Annotated in this window: 3 protein-coding genes; 2 read left to right on the plus strand and 1 reads right to left on the minus strand. The window is 44.4% G+C overall.

Annotated elements, in window-relative coordinates:
* Nucleotides 1-381, plus strand: a 381-nt coding sequence (locus QUB08_RS31450) for a transposase (protein WP_333230169.1), incomplete at its 5' end; no start/stop codon positions are given.
* Here QUB08_RS31450 and QUB08_RS31455 read toward each other — a convergent pair.
* Nucleotides 378-2,654, minus strand: a complete 2,277-nt coding sequence (locus tag QUB08_RS31455) for a WD40 repeat domain-containing protein (protein WP_333230172.1) — start codon at nt 2,652-2,654, stop codon at nt 378-380. The two genes, QUB08_RS31450 and QUB08_RS31455, sit on opposite strands and share 4 nt — an antisense overlap.
* Before the next feature lie 541 nt (nt 2,655-3,195).
* On the opposite strand from QUB08_RS31455, the gene QUB08_RS31460 reads away from it, so the two are divergent.
* Nucleotides 3,196-3,588, plus strand: coding sequence for a hypothetical protein (locus QUB08_RS31460; protein WP_333230174.1), 393 nt, complete (start codon nt 3,196-3,198; stop codon nt 3,586-3,588).
* Nucleotides 3,589-3,648: the final 60 nt, after the last annotated feature.

The following is a 3,648-nucleotide window of genomic DNA, read 5'->3' on the forward strand; positions in this document are numbered from 1 at the left end:
TATCAAGTGCTAAAACTCTTTTATGAAGAGCTAATCAATGAATGGGTATCAGCAGGTAATCAAGCCTCAGAATTTGCTGAAAAAGGAGCGAAAATAGTGATTGTCCTTGATAATGCTAGTTTTCATAAAAAAGAAGAGTACCTGAAAAAAGTTGAAACAGAAATGCCTAATCTTCATTTAGAATTCCTCCCCGAATACAGCCCAGACTATAACTTAGCTGAATTAGTATGGCATTCGAAAAAAGAATATATTTCCAATCGACTTTTTACATCTATTGAAGAGCTAGAGTATTTATTGCATCGTCTCTTAAATGAAGGAGAATTAATAATTAAATGGGGTCGCAAAATCAAAAATAAGGGCAATGCTTGTATCACAGTTTAAATGTGCAACAGCTTACCAAATAAACTCCACAAGCGAGCGGTGCCATCCTCTCCTGATGTAGCTAAATGTTTGCCATTCGGGCTAAAACTCACCTTCCAAATTACACCTTTATGACCTTTAAATTCCCCTAACTGCTCGCCTGATAAATAATCCCACAGGCGGACAGTGCCATCAGCTCCAGCAGTTGCTAGGATCTCGCCATCAGGGCTAAAACTGACACTCCACACAGTCCCTTTGTGCCCTTTAAAATCAGTTAGCTGCGGGCGATATTGCAAATTCCACAAGCGGACAGTGTTGTCGTATCCCGCACTTGCCAAAAGCTTGCCATTTGGGCTGAAAATAACACTCCTAACTGCGTCTGAATGCCCTTTAAATTCCTGCAAGAGTTTTCCATTCAAATCCCAGAAGCGAACAACGCCGTCCTTTGAACCAGTGGCAATGTTCTGACCATCCGGACTAAAAGTGACGCTAAACACCCAGTCTCTATGTCCTGACAATTCTCTCAACTCTTTTCCTTTCAAATCCCACAACTTGACAGTGCTGTCCATAGAGGCAGTGGCAAGTTTTTGACCATCGGGACTAAAACTAACACTAAACACCGTATCTTTATGCCCTTTAAATTCGCTTAATAGTTTTCCGTTTAAATCCCACAACTTGGCGGTGCGGTCTCCAGAACCTGTAGCGATAGTCTTACCATCTGGGCTAAAACTGATACCCCAGACTTTTGTATTACTACCGATATTATGGGCAGGAAATTCTTCTGATAATTTGCCGTCCAAACTCCATAAGCGAACCATGCCATCCCCAGAACCAGTGGCGATAGTCTGACCATTTGGGCTGAAACTGATGTTAAATACCCCCTTATGCTTAGGAAATTCCCTCTTTAGGTTTCCCTTCAAATCCCACAATTTTGTAGTCCCATCCTCACCACCAGTCGCCAGTAGCCGACCATCCGGGCTAAAGTAGATATTTCTAACACGCTCTTTACTCACTCCAAATTTAATTAGTTCTTTGCCATGTAAATCTGACAAACGAACTGTGCCATCAACTCCAGTACTCGCCAGTAGCTGGCCATCAGGGCTAAAACTGACATCCGTAACTGAGCGTTTATGCCCTTCTAGGCGATTGATTTCTGTGACTCCATAAGTTACTTTGTGCAGCCTGCCCATGACTTCGTTCATTAAAATTGTGTTTGATCTCCACAGTTGCTTAACTTCTTTTCCAGCTTGTAAACTTCCTATCAATGCCTCTAATTGATCGACTTCCAACTTAGCTTCTGAGGAATTACTTAACGCCTGAATTCCCTCAACTTCTGCTTGCCGCCACTGATATCCAGCAAAGATAGCAAATCCAGCAAAGACAAAAGCTGAGCTGACAGCGGCGAAAAGCAGGCGATGTCTGCGTTGTTTTTCTTGCCTGCGGATGCGATCGCGCAACTCCAAACAAGCCAAGACATATTCAGCTTCTTCTTGGTTGAGATGCACAAACTTCGGCTGTTTCAACAGCACTTTTGCATCTTCTAATCTTCCGCCCTGATGTATTAAATAGCTGTTTTTGTCTGGCTGATCCCGGTGCTGGTGCCAATCTTCTGCCGCCTGATTTATGTTTTCTCGTAGTTGCAAGTCGTTGCGGTTCTGATTCAACCATTCCTGCAACGTTGGCCAATAGCGGATTAAAGCTTCATGGGCGACTTCTACTTCTTCCTTCCCGGTAGTTTCGTTCCGACTGGTGACTACTAGCCGTACCCCTTCACCAGCTAGCTGCTGTACCAACTTCTTAGTCTCTGCCAGATTGCTCGCACTGGACACGAGATCCTCTAACTCTACTCGCTGGCGGGTGTCCCGTCGCTTCTCTCCCTGTATGGCATTCTTATCCAGGCGAGTTAAGCGCAAGAAAATATTCTGGATTTGCTCTTGTTTCTTAGCTGGTAGGCTATTGTAAAAATCATCTGCTGTTTTAGCTATTGCCTTTTGGACTTTACCGATCGCCTGGTACTCCTCATCGCACAGCCAGCGTCCCCGCCGTCGCTTCCACAGTTCCTGCAAGGCATATTGCAGCAGTGGCATTGCCCCAGGCTCCCCCTGCACATCATTGAGAATCGAGTGGCTCAAGCCAGCTTCAAAGCGCAACCCTCCCCTGTCGGCTTGCATCTTCATGGCTGTAATCAGTTCCGCAGGTTCCATCGGCCAAACCAATTTTTGTCGGGTTTCAATCCGCTTTCTCAGTGGGGGGTAGAAGGTTAGCCCTGTCAAGGTGATGGAAAAACAGGCCAAAACCCTTGATATTCCGATACTTTGTCGGGTGTGGAGCCTAAAAGGAGCCTAAAATGGCTCCTTTTAGGCTCCATGAATTCTCAAATATCAGAAATTAATGACACCTTATAAAGGGTAACTTTAGGGGGTGCTGTATATAAGGTGGCGCTCAAATGAATCAAAAATACCTGTTGACAGAGCGAACTTGGTCCAGGGAAGCTAATACAAACGAGGTCATTTCCTAGCCATTGAGAGCTTTCAGGCAGTATATGGCGTCATAGAGCGTGCCGTTTGCACACTAAGAAGGCCTGCCCCCTTCAATTACAATAGAATCGAATCAGGTTTGGCTCCCGATGAGAAGGGATAATGGGGTTCTAAGATTTGAGTGGCCCGGCTCGTTGTGTTGAACTTCATAGAGTCATCGTCTATGAGGGAGGGACCGGAAAAACATCAGGGGTGTGACCCTTGAGACAACCTGGAGCAGATTCTTGAGCGAGAATTTCTGTTTCTTTGGGTAAGTTAAGTAATATTCGTCAGTAAAAACCAGGGGAGAGTAATTCCAATGTTGGATGCTATCTTTGAAAAATTTGTTAAACACAGCCCAGTCAGTGTGATGATGCGAGCCTTAATGGAAAGAACATTTAGCCCGGACTCCATTGAAAGAATTTTTGAGAACAATGCTGAAGTTCAGTACACCCGGGATTTACTATTTTCTAGTCTAGTCAATTTGATGAGCTTGGTTGTCTGTGGAATCCATCCTTCCGTAAATGCCGCTTATAAAGCTAAAGCAGTTAAGTTAAACGTCAGTCGGACTTCCCTGTACAACAAACTTAATGGGGTGGAAACTGCTGTTAGTGAAGCCCTACTCAGAGATACCTGCGTTCCCTTAGCTTCTTTGATTCAAGGTTGGAGGGGTTCAATGCCAGGACTTGTACCTGAGACATCTCCAAAATAGTAACAGTTCGTGGTAATATCACATCATAAAGCTTTTTTGACACAGAAACATGAGCGACAT

The sequence above is a fragment of the Microcoleus sp. BR0-C5 genome, from assembly GCF_036705045.1.
Taxonomy (GTDB): Bacteria; Cyanobacteriota; Cyanobacteriia; order Cyanobacteriales; family Microcoleaceae; genus Microcoleus.